This window comes from Limnohabitans sp. T6-20, from assembly GCF_003063505.1.
Lineage (GTDB): Bacteria > Pseudomonadota > Gammaproteobacteria > Burkholderiales > Burkholderiaceae_C > Limnohabitans_A.
Window position 1 is genome coordinate 187,897 of the sequence record NZ_NERW01000001.1, and the last position, 16,430, is coordinate 204,326.

15 protein-coding genes are annotated in these 16,430 nt (G+C 61.2%); 7 read left to right on the forward strand and 8 right to left on the reverse strand.

Annotation, left to right across the window (positions count from 1 at the left end; all coding sequences use genetic code 11):
* Positions 1-21: 21 nt before the first annotated feature.
* The 3 genes from gspD to gspF are packed head-to-tail and all read left to right on the forward strand — an operon-like array spanning position 22 to position 4,845.
* Positions 22-2,184 (forward strand): type II secretion system secretin GspD, encoded by a 2,163-nt coding sequence (gspD, locus tag B9Z33_RS00980; protein ID WP_158270154.1) that lies wholly within the window; start codon positions 22-24, stop codon positions 2,182-2,184.
* A 10-nt stretch (positions 2,185-2,194) separates the two neighbouring features.
* Positions 2,195-3,601 carry a GspE/PulE family protein gene (locus B9Z33_RS00985; protein WP_108285182.1) on the forward strand — a complete coding sequence of 469 codons (1,407 nt, stop codon included), beginning with the start codon at positions 2,195-2,197 and terminating at the stop codon, positions 3,599-3,601.
* A 5-nt stretch (positions 3,602-3,606) separates the two neighbouring features.
* Positions 3,607-4,845: a type II secretion system inner membrane protein GspF gene (gspF, locus tag B9Z33_RS00990; RefSeq protein WP_108285183.1), complete on the forward strand. Its 1,239-nt coding sequence runs from the start codon at positions 3,607-3,609 to the stop codon at positions 4,843-4,845.
* Between the two features lie 21 nt (positions 4,846-4,866).
* Here gspF and B9Z33_RS15775 read toward each other — a convergent pair whose 3' ends face one another.
* The gene (locus tag B9Z33_RS15775; RefSeq protein WP_255418172.1) at positions 4,867-4,989 is read right to left on the reverse strand and encodes a hypothetical protein; all 123 of its coding nucleotides are present in this window, start codon (positions 4,987-4,989) and stop codon (positions 4,867-4,869) included.
* A 38-nt stretch (positions 4,990-5,027) separates the two neighbouring features.
* On the opposite strand from B9Z33_RS15775, the gene B9Z33_RS00995 reads away from it, so the two are divergent.
* The gene (locus B9Z33_RS00995; RefSeq protein ID WP_108285184.1) at positions 5,028-5,927 is read left to right on the forward strand and encodes a 5'-nucleotidase; all 900 of its coding nucleotides are present in this window, start codon (positions 5,028-5,030) and stop codon (positions 5,925-5,927) included.
* A gap of 61 nt (positions 5,928-5,988) precedes the next feature.
* Here B9Z33_RS00995 and B9Z33_RS01000 read toward each other — a convergent pair whose 3' ends face one another.
* The 7 genes from B9Z33_RS01000 to pyrC form a co-directional block, all read right to left on the reverse strand.
* On the reverse strand, positions 5,989-6,603 hold the full coding sequence (locus tag B9Z33_RS01000) for a DUF3299 domain-containing protein (protein ID WP_233252686.1): 615 nt from the start codon (positions 6,601-6,603) through the stop codon (positions 5,989-5,991).
* 69 nt (positions 6,604-6,672) lie between these two features.
* The gene (locus tag B9Z33_RS01005) at positions 6,673-7,962 is read right to left on the reverse strand and encodes an ABC transporter permease (RefSeq protein ID WP_108285185.1); all 1,290 of its coding nucleotides are present in this window, start codon (positions 7,960-7,962) and stop codon (positions 6,673-6,675) included.
* Positions 7,959-8,648, reverse strand: a complete 690-nt coding sequence (locus B9Z33_RS01010; RefSeq protein ID WP_108285186.1) for an ABC transporter ATP-binding protein — start codon at positions 8,646-8,648, stop codon at positions 7,959-7,961. Before B9Z33_RS01010 ends, B9Z33_RS01005 begins: the two co-directional genes overlap by 4 nt.
* A gap of 36 nt (positions 8,649-8,684) precedes the next feature.
* Positions 8,685-9,635, reverse strand: coding sequence for a DMT family transporter (locus tag B9Z33_RS01015; RefSeq protein ID WP_108285187.1), 951 nt, complete (start codon positions 9,633-9,635; stop codon positions 8,685-8,687).
* Positions 9,636-9,991: 356 nt separating this feature from the next.
* Positions 9,992-10,867 carry a protease HtpX gene (gene htpX, locus B9Z33_RS01020; RefSeq protein ID WP_108285188.1) on the reverse strand — a complete coding sequence of 292 codons (876 nt, stop codon included), beginning with the start codon at positions 10,865-10,867 and terminating at the stop codon, positions 9,992-9,994.
* Positions 10,868-10,937: 70 nt separating this feature from the next.
* Entirely contained in the window at positions 10,938-11,714 is a 777-nt protein-coding gene (locus B9Z33_RS01025; RefSeq protein ID WP_199220289.1) for a DUF3025 domain-containing protein, read from the reverse strand.
* A gap of 47 nt (positions 11,715-11,761) precedes the next feature.
* The gene (pyrC, locus tag B9Z33_RS01030; protein WP_108285189.1) at positions 11,762-12,799 is read right to left on the reverse strand and encodes a dihydroorotase; all 1,038 of its coding nucleotides are present in this window, start codon (positions 12,797-12,799) and stop codon (positions 11,762-11,764) included.
* 199 nt (positions 12,800-12,998) lie between these two features.
* Between pyrC and B9Z33_RS01035 the strand changes: the two genes are divergently transcribed.
* From B9Z33_RS01035 to B9Z33_RS01045, 3 genes are all read left to right on the forward strand, one after another.
* Positions 12,999-14,042, forward strand: a complete 1,044-nt coding sequence (locus B9Z33_RS01035; RefSeq protein WP_199220257.1) for an amino acid ABC transporter substrate-binding protein — start codon at positions 12,999-13,001, stop codon at positions 14,040-14,042.
* Positions 14,043-14,126: 84 nt separating this feature from the next.
* Entirely contained in the window at positions 14,127-15,323 is a 1,197-nt protein-coding gene (locus B9Z33_RS01040) for an amino acid ABC transporter permease (RefSeq protein ID WP_369916089.1), read from the forward strand.
* The gene (locus B9Z33_RS01045) at positions 15,323-16,429 is read left to right on the forward strand and encodes an amino acid ABC transporter permease (RefSeq protein WP_108285190.1); all 1,107 of its coding nucleotides are present in this window, start codon (positions 15,323-15,325) and stop codon (positions 16,427-16,429) included. Before B9Z33_RS01040 ends, B9Z33_RS01045 begins: the two co-directional genes overlap by 1 nt.
* The last annotated feature ends 1 nt before the right edge of the window (position 16,430 follow it).

Consider the following 16,430-nt stretch of genomic DNA (forward strand, 5'->3'; position numbering starts at 1 on the left):
ACCTGTACTCCAACACACACCATGAACACCACGCCCCCACCCCGCCAATTGACAGCCGTTTTGCCAACGCCTTCCCGTTGGCAGCTTTGCGCCTTGGCATGGGCCTGCCTGACAGGGACGGCCTCTCAAGCCCAAACACCCGGCGCAGACATGCCCAACCCGATGGTTCAGCCGCCTGCGTTGAAAGCACGGGCCAAAGAACCCGTCACCCTGAATTTTGTCAATGCGGAAATCGATGCGGTGGCCCGCACGTTGGCCACCTTGTCGGGCTACAACGTGGTGGTTGACCCTCGCGTCAAAGGCACCATATCGCTGTCGAGCAACCTGCCCGTGCCACCGGCCCAGGCCCTGCGCCTGTTCACGGCGCAATTGCGCACACAAGGCTTTGCCGTGGTCGAATCGGCGGGTCTTTACACCGTGCTGCCCGAAGCCGAAGCCAAGCTGCAAAGCAGTGCAGTGGCCGCCGGCTCTGTGCAAGCAGGCTCAGGGCAAATCGTTACTCAAATTTTCAAGCTCAACCACGAAAACGCCAACAACTTGGTGCCGGTGCTGCGCCCCCTCATCAGCCCCAACAACACCATCAACGTGAACCCGGGTACCAACGCTTTGGTGATCACCGACTACGGTGACAACCTGCAGCGCCTGGGCCGCATCATTGCAGCGCTCGATGTGTCCAACGCCACGGGCGTCGAGATCATTCGCCTGAAACACGGTATTGCCGGGGACCTGGCCCCCATGTTGCAGCGCCTGATCGACTCGGGGGCTGCAGCAGGTGCACCTGCCGCGCAAGGCCAAACCGACGCCTTGTTCAAAACCACGGTACTGGCCGAAACACGGACCAACTCGCTGATCGTGCGGGCGGCCAATCCCGCGAGGCTGGCACTGACCCGTTCTTTGGCAGAACAACTGGACCTGCCCAACGCCACCGGCGCAAGCGCTGCCAGTGGCAACATCCATGTGGTGTATTTGAAAAACGCCGATGCCACCAAGCTGGCCGTCACCTTGCGTGCGGCCATGTCGGCCCAAGGCAGCAATGCAGTGAGCGGCACAGCCAACACCACAACAGCGGCTCAAGCCCCAGGCACCACAGCACCCGGTGCCAGCAGCACCTCTGCACAACCCTCCACAGGGGGCCAAATTCAGGCCGACCCGGCCACCAATGCGCTCATCATCACAGCGCCCGAGCCGCAATACCGACAACTGCGCAGTGTCATCGACATGCTCGACCAGCGCCGCGCCCAGGTGTTTGTGGAAAGCCTGATCGCCGAGGTCAGTGCAGACAAAGCCGCCGAGTTTGGCGTGCAGTGGATCAGCGGCACGGGCACAGGCAGCAATACCGTGGGCGTGTTGGGGACCAACTTTTCGGTGGGCGGGACCAATTTGCTGACCTTGGCTGCTGGTGCGGCAACTGGTCAATACACGCCATCGACGGGTCTCAACATCGCGCTTGGACAACAGCGAAACGGTGTGCTGGCCTTAGGGGCACTGGCTCGCTTTTTGCAGTCGAGCGGCGACGCCAACGTGCTGTCCACACCCAACTTGCTCACGCTGGACAACGAAGAGGCCAAGATCGTGATTGGCCAAAACGTGCCCTTTGTAACCGGCTCCTATGCGGCAGCGGCAGCAGGCACCACCAACCCTTTCACCACCGTTGAACGCAAAGATGTGGGTCTGACACTGCGCGTCAGGCCCCAGATCAGCGAGAACGGCACGATCAAGATGCAGGTTTACCAAGAAGTCAGCAACGTCGACGCCAAATCCATCGGCTCCAAAGACGGCCTGATCACCAACAAGCGCTCCATCGAGACCAACGTGCTGGTGGACGATGGCTCCATCGTTGTGTTGGGCGGTTTGCTGCAAGACGACACCAGCACCAGTCAAGAAAAAGTCCCGGGCTTGGGCGACATCCCCTTGTTTGGCAATTTGTTCAAGTCAGAGGCACGCAGCCGCAAGAAAACCAACCTGATGGTGTTCTTGCGCCCGGTGGTGGCGCGCGATGGCGCAGCCACCGAAGCCCTGTCGATGGGACGCTATGAACAAATGCGTCTGAATCAGCAAGGCTTCCAGCCTGCTGCGACAGGCCCCTTGCCTGTCAATGGCTCGGCGGTGTTGCCGCCCGTGGGTACGGGGAACGCGGCACCTGCTGCACCAGCAGTTGCAGCACCCCAGTCCCGCCAGCCCTGAGCACCCAGCTATGCGCCATCCCCTGCCCTACGCCTTTGCCCGAAGCAGCCAACTGCTGATGGAAGAAGATGGTGACCACCTGACCTTGAACTGGTGCGACGAGAGCGACCGCTCGGCGCTGTCCGAAGTCACGCGCAAGTTTGCTGCGCAAGGCTTTCAGATGCAGCACAGCGCCCCGGGCGAACTGGCGCAACGCATCAACCAAGCCTATTCGGGTGGGCAAGCCAACAGCTCGTCCACCGCTGCGGCGGTGGTCAGCGAAGTCGAGTCCGAGGCTGATTTGTCGCGCATGATGCAAGAGTTGCCTGCGGTAGAAGACCTGCTGGAGGCCAGCGACGACGCACCCATCATCCGCATGCTCAACGCCTTGCTCACGCAGGCGGCACGCGACGGGGCCAGTGACATCCACATCGAACCGTATGAACGCCACAGCAGCGTGCGCTTTCGGGTAGACGGCACGCTGCGCGAAGTGGTGCAACCCAACCGGGCCCTGCACGCCGCGCTGATCTCACGCCTGAAGATCATGGCCGAACTCGACATCGCCGAAAAACGCCTGCCCCAAGACGGCCGCATCAGCCTGCGCTTGGGCTCACGCGCGGTGGATGTGCGCGTGTCCACCCTGCCCAGCGCCCATGGCGAACGGGCCGTGTTGCGCCTGTTGGACAAAAGCGAAGCCCGCCTGACGCTCGAAGCCGTGGGCATGCAAGGCCGCGTGCTGCAGCAAGTGGACCAACTCATTGGCCAGCCGCACGGCATTTTGTTGGTGACCGGCCCCACAGGTTCAGGCAAAACCACCAGCCTGTATGCCGCCTTGCAGCGACTGGACGCTACACGCAACAACATCATGACGGTGGAAGACCCCATCGAGTACGAACTGCCCGGCGTGGGTCAGACGCAGGTCAACGCCAAGATCGACCTCACTTTTGCCAAGGCCCTGCGCGCCATCTTGCGGCAAGACCCGGACGTGATCATGATCGGCGAAATCCGCGATTTCGAAACCGCGCAGATTGCCATCCAGGCTTCGCTCACGGGCCACTTGGTGCTGGCCACGCTGCACACCAACGACGCGGCCAGCGCGGTCACCCGCTTGACCGACATGGGTGTGGAGCCCTTTTTGCTGAGCTCCTCCTTGCTGGGTGTGCTGGCCCAGCGTCTGGTGCGCAAGCGCTGCACGGACTGCGGTGGTTCTGGCTGCGAAACCTGCGGCCACACCGGCTATGCCGGGCGCACCGGAGTGTTTGAATTGCTGGTGGCCAGCGACGAGATCCGTGCCCAGATCCACAACCGAGCTGCCGAATCCGACTTGCGTGCCACGGCTTTGGCGCAAGGCATGGTGCTGATGCGCGACGACGGGCAACGCCTGGTGGATGCCGGCATCACGAGCGCCGAAGAACTGCTGCGCGTGACGCGAGACTGAGACGCATGCCCGCTTACCGCTTTGAAGCACTGCAAGCCGACGGTGCCACACGCAAAGGCATTGTCGAAGCCGACAGCCTGAAATCGGCCCGCACACAACTGCGGGCGCAATCCTTGGTGCCTTTGTCGGTGGAGGTCATCGCTTCCGGAGCGACTGGCGACACCAACCCAAACTTGCCTTGGTGGCAAAGAAGCATCGGCAACAGCCGAGCCTTCAGCACCAGCCAGCGCGCCATTTGGACCCGGCAATTGGCAGGGCTTGTGGGCAGCGGCTTGCCGATTGAGCGGGCACTGTCTGCCTTGGCCGAAGAGTCTGAGCACGACAAGCAGCGCCAGCTGATGGCCGCGATCCGGGCCGAAGTCAACTCGGGGAGCAGCCTGGGCCGCGCACTGGGCATGCATCCGGGTGAGTTTCCTGCGATTGATCGTGCGGTGATCTCGGCGGGTGAGGAAAGCGGACACTTGGGCGATGTGTTGAACCAACTGGCCAATGATCTGGAGGACCAGCAGGTGTTGCGCTCCAAACTGCTGTCGGCCTCGCTGTATCCGGCCATCGTGAGCCTGGTGGCGCTGGCGATTGTGATTTTTCTGGTGACCTCGGTGGTGCCGCAGGTGGCTGGGGTGTTCGCGGGCACCAAGCGCCAGCTGCCTCTTCTCACGGTGGCCATGTTGGGCATCAGCGACTTTGTGCGCACTTGGGGTTGGTTGTTGCTGCTGGCTTTTGCAGGCAGCGCATTCTGCCTTCGCCTGGCCTTGAAACAAACCGCACTCCGCTTGAAATTTGACGCCGCTTGGCTGCGCTTGCCACTGATCGGCCAGCTGGCCCGTGGCTACAACAGCGCACGCTTTGCCTCCACGCTGGCCATGCTCACGGCCGCTGGCGTGCCCATCCTCAAAGCCCTTCAAGCGGCGGCCGACACACTGTCCAACCAGGCTTTGCGCGCCGACGCGCTCGAAGCCTTGGTGCGCGTGCGAGAAGGCGCGCCTTTGGGGACAGCACTGGCACAAAACGCCCGTTTTCCAGGTCTGCTGTCCATGTTTGCTAGGCTGGGTGAGCAGACCGGCCAACTGCCCGTGATGCTGCAAAGGGCCGCCACGCAACTCTCGTCTGAAGTGCAGCGCCGCGCCATGGCCCTGGCCACCGTGCTGGAGCCTCTGCTGATCGTGGGCATGGGCGGCATGGTCATGCTGATCGTGCTGGCGGTGCTGATGCCGATCATGGAATTGAATCAATGGGTGAAGTGAACGATGATGTCATGGCCAACTTTATTGGGCACCGATGGCTTGCAAGCGTGGATACCCGCCTGCGCGGCATGACCAAACGCCCGTCATGCCCGACTTGATCGGGCATCCAGCGATCCACAGGTCAAGCCCCAGGCTGACTGGCATTTCTGCCAACTGAACAGCTTTTTTGTAAGGAGTGAACCATGCCCGCATCCCTCGAAGGCCAACTTGTCGTCGCCATTTCATCGCGGGCCTTGTTCGACTTTGAAGAAGAAAACCACCTGTTCGAGCAGGGTGACGACCGGGCTTACATGAAGCTGCAGTTGGACCGGCTGGAGGAGCCCGCCAAGCCCGGTGTGGCGTTTTCTCTGGTGCGCAAGCTGCTGGCTTTTAACGATGCGAATGCCCAACGGGTCGAGGTGGTCATCCTCTCGCGCAACGACCCCGTTTCGGGCATGCGGGTGTTCCGCTCGGCTCAGCATTACGGCCTGCCGATCCAGCGCGGCAGCTTCACACGGGGGCAGCCGCCGTGGCGCTACCTCAAGCCACTGAACGCCAACTTGTTTTTGTCGGCGCATTTGTCGGATGTGCGCGCTGCGCTCGATGCGGGGGTGCCCGCCGCGCAGGTTTATCCACACTCGGCCCTCGCGTCCGAAGCGCATCCCCACGAAGTGCGCATTGCTTTTGACGGCGATGCGGTGCTGTTTTCAGACGAGGCCGAGCGGGTATTCCAGGCAGAAGGTTTGTCGGCGTTTCAAGCACACGAGCGCGCCAAAGCCTCCCAGCCTTTGCTGGCCGGGCCATTCAAGCCCTTGCTGGCGGCTTTGCACCGGCTGCAACAGGAAGGCACCCCCGCCATGCGCGTTCGCACCGCGCTGGTGACTGCACGCAGCGCCCCGGCACACGAGCGCGCTATTCGCACACTGATGGACTGGAACATCGAAGTGGACGAGGCCATGTTTTTGGGCGGCTTGCCCAAAGGTGAGTTTTTGCGCGAGTTCGAGCCGGATTTTTTCTTTGACGACCAAACCGGTCACATCGAATCGGCGGCAAGGCATGTACCCTCTGGGCATGTGGCTTCAGGGGTATCGAACCCAGAATGAAAGTCAAGGTGTCTTTTTTGTGGGCGGTCGCACCTGCGGCCGAATGCCTGCAAAAGCCAGCTCACTTCTTTTCAACGTAGGGGGCCAGCGCCTTGGCGTCTATCCGATAGCTGGCCGCGCCCATGTGCGAGTCGGTTTTGGTGGCACTGATGAGACCGGAGACCCACACCACGTCCATCAGACGAAAGCGCTTGTTGGGTTTGTCCAGCACCACATGTACGATCTGGTTGGCCGGGGGCGGAGGAGAGTGCACGCAGGCGCCAAAGTAAGGGACCAGCAAAAACTCTTTCATGCCCTCGGGCACGTCTTCAAGGGGCACCAAAAAACCCGGCAAACGCACGTTTTGCCCCAGCAACAAGGGGTTGATGGGCGCGTTGTCCCACATCTTGCGCATTTTTTTCAACGCTTCTTCAGCCCTGGGGTCGTTGTCTTTCAGGCCATCGAGGTTCAGCGCTTTGAGGTCTTTGTAAGGGTCCCAGCCAGCTGGGATCAGTTGCTCCCAGCCGATGGTGCGCGCAGGGCCCGGCGTGCTGGCCCCGGCAGGTGCGGCTTCAGCCGACAGCGCAGGCTGTACCTGCGGCACCAGCTCGCGAGCGGTCTCACGCACGCTTTGCGCCGGAGCGCTCAGTGCCCACACGCCGCACAACAGCACCCCCACTTGCAAAAATGTCGACACTTTGTTCACTCCGTCACTCCCATCTCATGCTTTCATTGATGCACTGTTTTCAAACCGTCCGCTAACCCATCACACGCGTGGCGACAAGCCATCGGCCAAAGACATGCGGTAAGCCCGCCAGGCAGGCCCCAAACTGGCCAGCAAACCCGCCAGCAACACGGCGGCAGCCAGCGCCCACTGAGTGAGCAAGGGTGCAGCCATTTGCAAACGAATGCCCAGCACGTTTTGCACCCAAGGTGCCAACAGTGCCATGCCCACTTGCGCCAACAACCCACCCAGCAAGACACCAACGCCTGTGACCCACAGGCCCTCCCATGCCAGCAGGCCCAACACATGGCGCGGTCCGGCACCGACTGCGCGCAGCACGGCCAGTTCGCGACGGCGCTCGTTCAGGCCCGCCAGCACCACCGCCATGAGCGACAACACACTCACCAAGGCCACCAAAGCCGACACCGCCAGCAAGGCGTTTTCACCCAAGCCCAGCACTGTCCAAAGCTCACCCAAGGCCACGCCAGGCATCACGCCCATCAGGGCTTCGCCCTCGTACTGGTTGACATAGCGCTGCACGTTGAAGACGGCCGCCCTGGTTTTGAGCCCCACCAAAGCCGCCGTGACTTGCTGAGGCTCCAGATCGAATTTGCGGGCCTGATCGGCCGGGATCTGCCCAACCGGCATGGGCGCGCCTGCCACCCAGCCAAGGTGCACAGCTTGAAGTGCCTGCAGACTGACATGCACCGTGCGGTCCACGGGTGTGCCCGTAGGTGCCAAAATGCCCACCACCTTGAACGGTTTGTCAGCGTGTTCGTCTGGCCCTTTCGACTCGTGATCATGCTCGTGCAGGCCATGGCCCAGCGTGATGCCTTGGCCCAGGCCATAACCCATATTGCGCGCCACCTCGGCCCCGATCACGGCCTCGTACAAACCATCGAGGGTGCCTGCAAACACTGCGCCTTGCGCCAAGACCAAAGGCTGTTTGTCGCCATAGGCAAAGTGCTTGAAATACTCGGGCGTTGTGCCCAGCACGGGATAGCCTCGGTGAGAGTCCCCCAGACTGAGGGGAACCACCCACGACACAGAGCGGTGCTGCGCCACAGCACGCACGCTGCCCATGGACAGGCTTTGCGCATTGCTGCCGATGTGGAATACCGAAAACAGCATCAGTTGCACCGGACTGTTGCGAGCGCCCACAATCAAATCGACCCCACTGACCGATTGCGCAAAGCTGCTGCGGATGTCATGGCGCAAACGCTCCAGCGTCCACAGCAAGGCGGTGGCCAGCGCCAGCGAGACCACCACCCAAACCAGGGTGCTGCGTCGGTTCCAGGCGCTTTGCCGGGCCACGCCCAAAAGGCTGTTCATGTGTTGCCTCCGGCCTTGAGCAAATCGGGCAAGGACCATTGCACATCAAAGCGCGCGGCCTGTTGTTCGTCATGGCTCACGCACACCAAGGTGCTGCCCGCATCGCGTGCAGCCTGCAACAACAGGTGCATGAAGTCTTGACGCAAAGCAGCGTCGAGCGCCGAGGTCGGTTCATCCGCCAAGATCAACTCGGGCTGACCCATCAAGGCGCGGGCGGCGGCCACGCGTTGTTGCTGGCCCACCGACAAGGCGTCGGCGCGGCGTGTCCACAGCTCAGCAGGCAACGCCATGCGCTGCAACCAGCTTTGCGCTGCGGCCTCGGGCCCACCACCGCTCTCGCAGCGGTCTCGCCGCAGGGCCGAAAACCGACAAGGCAGCGTCACGTTGTCAAGCACGCTCAGATAAGGCAAGAGGTTGAACTGCTGGAAAATCACGCCCACATGGTCAGCCCGAAACGCATCGCGCTGGCCAGGGCGCAAGGCAGCCCAGTCTTGCCCCAGCAAGGACACACGGCCGTGTTGCGGCGTCAGCACACCGGCCAACAGCCCCAACAAAGTGCTTTTGCCGCAACCACTGGGGCCATGCAAAAAAACCGTTTGTCCAGCGTCCACATGCAGGCGGCCCAAGGCCAGCGTGTCCTTGCTGTCCGGGGTCCATGCATAACGCAATGGCTCGATGTCGATCACGCAGCTCTCCCTGTTTTGACTGGGCAATATACCCCGTCAATCGGGCACGGCGATCTTTCTCCGGCCTTCCCGACGGGCAATCCACACCGTGGCGCACAGGATCACAAAAGCCCCCAGCCAGGTCGACTGGCTTGGCACATCGCCAAACACCAGCCAGCCCAGCAAGGATGCCCAAACCAGATCGAGAAAGCGCAGCGACTGGGTGGCCGAAATGTCGGCCATGGCAAAGGCCCGCGTCAGGCAATAGTGGGCCAGCGTGCCCAAGACGCCCGTGGCCGCAAAGCCCAGCCATTGCATGGGCGTGGGCATTTGCCAATGAGGCAAGGCCATGGGCAAGCTGAGCACAGTGACCGTGAGGGCTTGCCACAACACAATCACACCGGGTTTTTCATAGCGCGTCAGGGCTTTGGTGATGAGAAAAGAGGCGGCAAACACAGGGGACGAGGCCAGCATGACCAAGTTGTACCAACCGCCCTCGCCCGACATCTTGGGCAAGACCACCACCAGCACCCCGGAAAAACCGATGACCGCCGCGATCCAGCGGTCTTTGCGCATGGATTCACCCAGAAACCAGGCGGCACCGATCATGATGAAAATCGGCCCGGTGAAACCGATGGCGGTCATGTCGGCCAAGGGTATTTTTGGCAAGGCGGTGAACCACAAAATCAGGCCCAGGGTGTGCACACCGCCACGCCAGAACTGCCCCACCATGTTGACCGGCGCATAAGCACGCCAGCCATCTCTGTACACCAAGGGCAGCATCACCAACAAGCCAAAAAGGTAGCGCAGGAATTGGGACTGGTAAACGTCCAGGTGCAAGGTCAAGTTGCGGGCGATGGTGTTCAGAATCGAAAACAGCAAACCACCCAACACCATCCAGACCATGCCCCGCACAGCTGCAGGCCAAGCTGAAAACGTGCGCCGACCACGGCGGTGGGCCAGCGACCATTGACGAGCCGGAGACAAAGAGGGTTTGCGCGGCTTCATGACAAACCGCCAGAGAAAAAATCCATCACCCAAGCATCTTAGGGGCGGCCCACCCAAACGAGGGTCGCCTGGGTTACGCCGACCTTGCTGGGGTCTGATGGGGGCGATTCGGCGGGGTCATCGAGTACAGCGGTGATGCAAGCATTCGCGAGCAGGGGCTCGCTCCCACAACACCGGGCCACGTCCCTGTGTGATGCATCCCTTGCAACCAAATGCTTGCTGCCCTTTTGGCAGGTTACCCCTGCTCATGAATGCCTGCTGCCCCTGTGGGAGGCTGCCCCTGCAGCCGAATGCTTGAGGTGGCTCTGGCCAACATTCGCGAGCAGGGGCTCGCTACCACCGACGGGTGGCCGAAATTAACCGGCGCTGTTTTGCAGCGCGGCAATGCGCTCTTCAATTGGTGGGTGGGTGCTGAACAGCTGGCCGATGCCGCCAGCAATGCCCATCGCGGCCATGCTCTTGGGCAGTTCGGCCGTGTGCACACCGCCCAAGCGAGCCAGTGCGTTGATCATGGGTTGCTTGCGGCCCATCAATTGGGCGGCGCCCGCATCGGCGCGGAATTCGCGCTGACGGCTGAACCAGGCCACGATGATGGCGGCCACAAAGCCCAACAAGATGTCCATGACGATGGTGGTCACGAAATAGCCAATGCCAGGACCACTGTTTTCCTCGTCGTTCTTGCGCAAGAAGCTGTCAACCGCATAGCCCACCACGCGCGAGATGAACACCACAAAGGTGTTCATCACGCCCTGGATGAGCGTCATGGTGACCATGTCGCCATTGGCAATGTGCGCGATTTCGTGGCCGATGACGGCTTCGACTTCTTCGTGCGTCATGTTTTGCAACAGGCCAGTCGACACCGCCACCAAAGCCGAGTCACGGAATGCCCCGGTGGCAAAAGCGTTGGGGTCGCCCTCAAAGATGCCAACTTCGGGCATGCCGATGCCTGCTTTGTCGGCGAATTTGCGCACGGTGTCCACGATCCAGGCCTCGTCGGCATTGGCCGGTTGTTCGATCACTCGAACGCCTGAGGACATTTTGGCGATCCACTTGCTCATGAGCAAAGAAATGATCGCACCACCAAACCCCATGATCAACGCATAGCCCAGCAAAGCACCCAAATTCAGGCCATTGGACGTCAAGAAACGGTTCACACCCAGCAAGCTGGCCACGATGCCCAGCACGACGACGACGGCCAGGTTGGTCAGGACAAACAGAAAAATACGTTTCATGGATGGTTTCACTTTCTACCCGGAAGACGCGGGCTCGTTGAGCGGAATGTTAGGGGCTTGCGGTTCAAAATCAAGCGGACGTCTTGATTTCCGAATTGGCGTACGGTTTTTCAGCACGTGTCTTGAGTCGACGCGGCCTGAAAACGCTGGCGTCGTCGTAAAAAGCAGGGGTTTCATTGGCAGGCCACCACCCCGGCACTCCCAGCACAGGCAAGGGACTGAAGGGTTTGGTCGCAAGCTTGTCGGCCGTCAGGTCCTGCGCCAGCCAAGCGTCGATCTGGTCATGGGGCACCTCGCCGGGCACACGCCACAAATGCACGGTGATCGATTTGTAGGGCTGCACCAGTTTTTCGAGTGCCGCGTGGCCAAACGTCCACAAGTGCGTGTGGGGCCACTCTTCGCGCAAGCCAACGAAAGCATCGACCCAACGGTGCTCGGTCAATGCCGCCCACAAGCGGTCAGAGGCCTGGATCAACAAGGCATTTTCATCAAACACCGTGGCGGCATCGCGCACCGGGCCACGCACCTGACCGACACCGGCTCGCGCAATTTCACGGGCCTGCAACTGGTTCAAGCGCTTTTTGGCCAATGGGAAATGCATCCAGCACAGGGCGTTGAAAAAGTCGTGCAGCCCTTCGCGCGTGGGCACACGTCCTGTGGCAAAGATGAAGTCTTCGTAGGCCTGCCCTTCGGTCAAGTCGGCTTGCGGCACAAAGCCCACAGGCGCCAGCGCGGGCTCGGTCAAAGCTTGTGGCTGAGGGCAACCCGCCACCACACGCTGTGCGATGGGTTCACCAACCAGCCGCCAATCGGCCAACCACGGTGCGGACCAATCGATGTCGGCCACGCCCAGGACCGATGCGCACTCGCACCGGTGTCCGGGTCGGTTCGGGTTCAGGCCGACAGCAGACGCCACGGCAAGCTCTCGCCGGAGCGCAAAGGTTTGAGTTCGGCTTCGCCAAAAGCAAAGCTTTCGGCGGGCGTCCAGCTTTCGCGGCGCAGCGTGATGCGGCCGCTGTTGCGTGGCAGGCCATAAAAATCAGCCCCGTTGAAGCTGGCAAAGGCTTCGAGCTGACCCAGCGCACCAGCGTGGTCAAAGGCCTCGGCATACATCTCGATGGCGGCGTGCGCGGTGTAGCAACCGGCGCAACCGGTGGCGTGTTCTTTGAGGTGGGCTGGGTGTGGCGCGCTGTCGGTGCCCAGGAAAAACTTGCGGTTGCCACCGGTTGCGGCCTGCACCAGCGCCAGCCGGTGTGTCTCGCGCTTGAGCACGGGCAAGCAGTAGTAGTGTGGGCGAATGCCCCCAATGAAGATGGCGTTGCGGTTGTACAGCAAGTGGTGCGCGGTGATGGTCGCGCCCAGCAAGTCGTCGGCCTCGGCCACGTACTGCGCGGCTTCTTTCGTGGTGATGTGCTCCATCACGATCTTGAGGCCCGGAAAGTCGCGGCGCAGCGGGATCAGCTGCTGCTCGATGAAGACGGCTTCGCGGTCAAACAGGTCGATGTCTTGTGAAGTGACTTCGCCGTGCACCAACAACAACACGCCTTCGCGCTGCATGGCTTCGAGCACGGGGTAAATCTTGCGCAGATCGGTCACGCCCGCATCACTGTTGGTGGTGGCACCGGCCGGGTAGAGCTTGCAGGCCACCACACCCGCGGCCTTGGCTCGGGCGATTTCGGCCGGATTCAGGTTGTCGGTCAGGTACAACGTCATCAAGGGCTCAAAAGCCATGCCTTGCGGCACAGCCGCCTGAATGCGCGCCTTGTAGGCCAGCGCCTGTTCGGCGGTGGTCACGGGCGGCTTGAGGTTGGGCATGATGATGGCGCGGCCAAACTGCGCAGCCGTGTGCGGCACAACCACGTTCAGTGCTGCGCCGTCGCGCACATGCAGATGCCAGTCATCGGGACGGGTGATGGTAATTTCTTGTGTCATGCCCGTATTGTCCCAAATCGGCCAAAGCCCCTTAAAAGTGCATCGAACAAGGATTTCGCACCTGAATGGCGCGGGCTTTTCGCCCCGACCAGTGAGCCTTTATAAGCTTGTTGGAATATCGCGCTTGCTCCGTGATAACCCGAGGTGAACGGGCGTTCTTTTCATGCAAAATGGATTTTTTAATTGATGAGGTTCATCCATGAAAATTGTCCGTTCACTGATTCAGCGCCCTTTGCTGGCGGCCTCCCTGTTGGCCTTGATGGGCTCTGTGGCCACCCCTGCTTTTGCCGGTAAAACCCTGGATGGCATCAAGTCGCGCGGCGCGCTGAACTGTGGCGTCAACCCCAGCCTGCCTGGCTTTGCAGCCGCTGACAGCCAAGGCAACTGGACCGGTCTGGACGTGGACGTGTGCAAAGCCGTGGCCGCCACCGTGCTGGGCGATGCCAACAAGATCAAGTGGACGCCTCTGAACGCGACCCAGCGTTTTGCCGTGTTGCAAGCCGGCGAGATCGACATCCTCTCGCGCAACACCACATGGACACTCAACCGCGACGCGTCGCTGGGCCTGCACTTCACAGGCACCACTTACTATGACGGCCAGGGTTTCATGGTAACCAAAAAGTCCAAAATCACCAGCGCCAAGAGCCTCAAGGGCGCGACCGTGTGCGTGCAATCGGGCACAACCACCGAGAAAAACCTGAACGACTACTCCAAGGTAAACAAGCTGAGCATCAAGCCCGTGGTGTTTGACACCCAGGAAGCCACCAACAAGGCTTACTTTGCCGGCCGTTGCCAGGCTTACACCACCGACGCATCGGGCCTGGCCTCTGTGCGCAACAAAGAAGCCACCAACCCCGATGACCACGTCATCCTGCCCGACCTGATCTCCAAAGAACCCTTGGGCCCGAGCGTGCGCCGGGGTGACGACGAGTTCTTTGCCATCGTCAAATGGGTGGTCAACGCCCTGATCGAAGCCGAAGAATACGGCATCACCCAAGCCAACGTGGACCAGATGAAAAGCAGCACCGACCCCGTCGTGCAGCGCATTTTGGGCACCTCGGAAGACACCGGCAAGTTGCTCGGTCTGGACAAGGAATGGGCTTACCGCGCCATCAAGGCTGTGGGCAACTACGGTGAAATGTTCGAGCGCAACGTGGGCCCCAAGTCCACCCTCAAATTGCCACGTGGCCTGAACAACCAGTGGAACAAAGGCGGCCTGATGTACGCACCACCTGTGCGTTGATCGGCTCCCTGGTGTTTTCTGATTCAGACAAACACTGAAACACTTGAAAGGACATCGGCCCGCCTCTGTGCGGGCCGATGCACGATGATGATCCCACCTGCACCACCCCCTCCCCCCCGATCACGCGCCTGGTCCTGGCGCAGCCAGTCCTTCCGGGGTCTGGTCTACCAAATTCTGACCATCTTGCTGCTCGTGTTGGCTGTCGCTTACCTGATGTCCAACACCTTTGCCAACATGCGCACGCGTGGCATTCAAAGTGGCTTTGATTTCTTTTTGCAACCCGCCGGTTTTGCGATTGGCGAGAGCCTGTTCGAGTTCGACTCGGACCAAGGCTACTGGGTGGCTTACTTGGTAGGACTGTCCAACACCTTGCGCATTGCGCTGGTGGGCATCGTGCTGGCCACGGTGCTGGGCACGCTGATCGGCATTGGCCGCTTGTCCAACAACATGCTGGTGCGCGGTCTGTGCGCGGTGCACGTGGAGGTCACACGCAATGTCCCGTTGCTGCTGCAGTTGTTCATGTGGTATTTCGCCATGACCGAATTGCTGCCCTCCATCGAGGAACCGCTCAAGCCGTTGGCGAATGTTTTCTTGAGTAAAAACGGGCTGCAATACCCGCTGCCCGAATGGTCTGCGGGCCACTGGGGCACCGTGGTTGGTCTGCTGGCAGGTGCACTGGCTTGGCGATTTTGGGCACGCAGGGCCATCCGCCAATTTGAAGCGACCGGTCAATACCACCCCACACGCACGCACCTGACTGGCTTGGTGATCTTGCTGGCCATCACGGCCGTGGGCTGGTTGGCAGGGGGCGCGCCTGGCGATATGAGCATCCCTGAAGCCACAGACATCAATGTGATCGGTGGCGGATCGGTCACCCCCGAATACCTGACCTTGCTGATTGGCCTGACGATTTACACCTCGGGTTACATCGCCGAAGTGGTGCGCTCGGGCATCCAGTCGGTGGCCTATGGCCAGCACGAAGCAGCCGTGGCGCTGGGCCTGCCCCGCTCGGCAGAATTGCGCTTGGTGCAGCTGCCGCAAGCGCTGCGGGTGATCGTGCCCCCGCTGACCAGCCAATACCTGAACCTGACCAAAAACTCTTCGCTGGCCGTGGCTGTGGGCTACCCCGACTTGGTCTCGATTGGCTCCACCGCACTCAACCAGACGGGCCGAGCCATCGAGTGCATTGCCGTGGTGATGCTGTGCTACCTGACGCTGAGTCTACTGACCTCGGCGCTCATGAACCTCTACAACCGCCGCGTGCAGATCAAGGACCGCTGATGAACCACGCTGTCTTTACCCCCATCGCACCACGCCTGCCACCCTCCAGCCAAGTGGGCATGCTGCCCTGGTTGCGCAGCCGTTTCTTTGACGGCTGGGCCAACAGCTTGCTGACCGTGCTGGTGCTGGCTTTGCTGGCTTGGACCCTGCCCCCTGTACTGAACTGGAGCGTGTTCAACGCCGTGGTGCAAGCCGACAACGCCGCTTGCCGTGCCGCCGAAGGCGTGGGCGCCTGCTGGGGTGTGGTGACCGAAAAAGGTCGCCTCATCCTGTTTGGCCGCTACCCCTACGACGAGCAATGGCGTCCGCTGATCGCCTCAGGCCTTCTGGTGGCGCTGTTGGTGCTCAGCTGCTTGCGGGCCTTCTGGCGTCCGGCCTTGGTGCTGGCTTGGGTGGCTGTGTACGCTGTTTTTTATCTGCTCATGAAGGGCGGCGTGGCGGGCCTGACCCCGGTGGATACCGAACGCTGGGGCGGCCTGCCGCTCACGCTGCTTTTATCCAGCGTGAGCCTGGTGGTGGCGTTTCCGTTGGCCATTTTGCTGGCCTTGGGCAGGCAGTCCCAGCTGCCGGCCATCCGCACGCTGTGCGTGATCTTCATCGAATTCGTGCGCGGTGTGCCGCTGATTTCGGTGCTGTTCATGGCCTCCTTCATCTTGCCCCTGTTCATGCCCAATGGCGGCAAGATCGACGTGTTGGTGAGAGTGCTCATCGGCATGACTCTTTTCACGGCAGCCTACTTGGCCGAAGTGGTGCGTGGTGGTTTGCAGGCCCTGCCCAAAGGTCAAGTCGAAGCAGCGCATTCGCTGGGCATGGGCTACTGGCAAATCCAACGCAAGATCGTGTTGCCTCAGGCGCTGCGCCTGGTGGTGCCGTCCATCGTGAACACCTTCATTGGCGCGTTCAAGGACACCTCGCTCGTGACCATCGTGAGCCTGTATGACCTGACGGGTGCCGTGCAGCTGGCACTGGGCGATGCCGATTGGCGCAAGTTCTTCATCGAAGGCCAGCTCTTTGTGGCGGCCATTTATTTCATCGCCTGTTTTGCCATGTCGCGCTACAGCCAGTGGCTCGAAGGCCACCTCAACACCGGAACCCGGAGACAGTAAC

What these genes read in the sequence shown, in the direction of transcription:
- gspD (WP_158270154.1), top strand. Translation starts at nt 22, where the DNA reads ATGAACACCACGCCCCCACCCCGCCAATTGACAGCCGTTTTGCCAACG.
- B9Z33_RS00985 (WP_108285182.1), top strand. Translation starts at nt 2,195, where the DNA reads ATGCGCCATCCCCTGCCCTACGCCTTTGCCCGAAGCAGCCAACTGCTG.
- gspF (WP_108285183.1), top strand. Translation starts at nt 3,607, where the DNA reads ATGCCCGCTTACCGCTTTGAAGCACTGCAAGCCGACGGTGCCACACGC.
- B9Z33_RS15775 (WP_255418172.1), bottom strand. Translation starts at nt 4,989, where the DNA reads ATGCCAGTCAGCCTGGGGCTTGACCTGTGGATCGCTGGATGCCCGATC.
- B9Z33_RS00995 (WP_108285184.1), top strand. Translation starts at nt 5,028, where the DNA reads ATGCCCGCATCCCTCGAAGGCCAACTTGTCGTCGCCATTTCATCGCGG.
- B9Z33_RS01005 (WP_108285185.1), bottom strand. Translation starts at nt 7,962, where the DNA reads ATGAACAGCCTTTTGGGCGTGGCCCGGCAAAGCGCCTGGAACCGACGC.
- B9Z33_RS01015 (WP_108285187.1), bottom strand. Translation starts at nt 9,635, where the DNA reads ATGAAGCCGCGCAAACCCTCTTTGTCTCCGGCTCGTCAATGGTCGCTG.
- htpX (WP_108285188.1), bottom strand. Translation starts at nt 10,867, where the DNA reads ATGAAACGTATTTTTCTGTTTGTCCTGACCAACCTGGCCGTCGTCGTC.
- pyrC (WP_108285189.1), bottom strand. Translation starts at nt 12,799, where the DNA reads ATGACACAAGAAATTACCATCACCCGTCCCGATGACTGGCATCTGCAT.
- B9Z33_RS01035 (WP_199220257.1), top strand. Translation starts at nt 12,999, where the DNA reads ATGAAAATTGTCCGTTCACTGATTCAGCGCCCTTTGCTGGCGGCCTCC.
- B9Z33_RS01040 (WP_369916089.1), top strand. Translation starts at nt 14,127, where the DNA reads ATGATGATCCCACCTGCACCACCCCCTCCCCCCCGATCACGCGCCTGG.
- B9Z33_RS01045 (WP_108285190.1), top strand. Translation starts at nt 15,323, where the DNA reads ATGAACCACGCTGTCTTTACCCCCATCGCACCACGCCTGCCACCCTCC.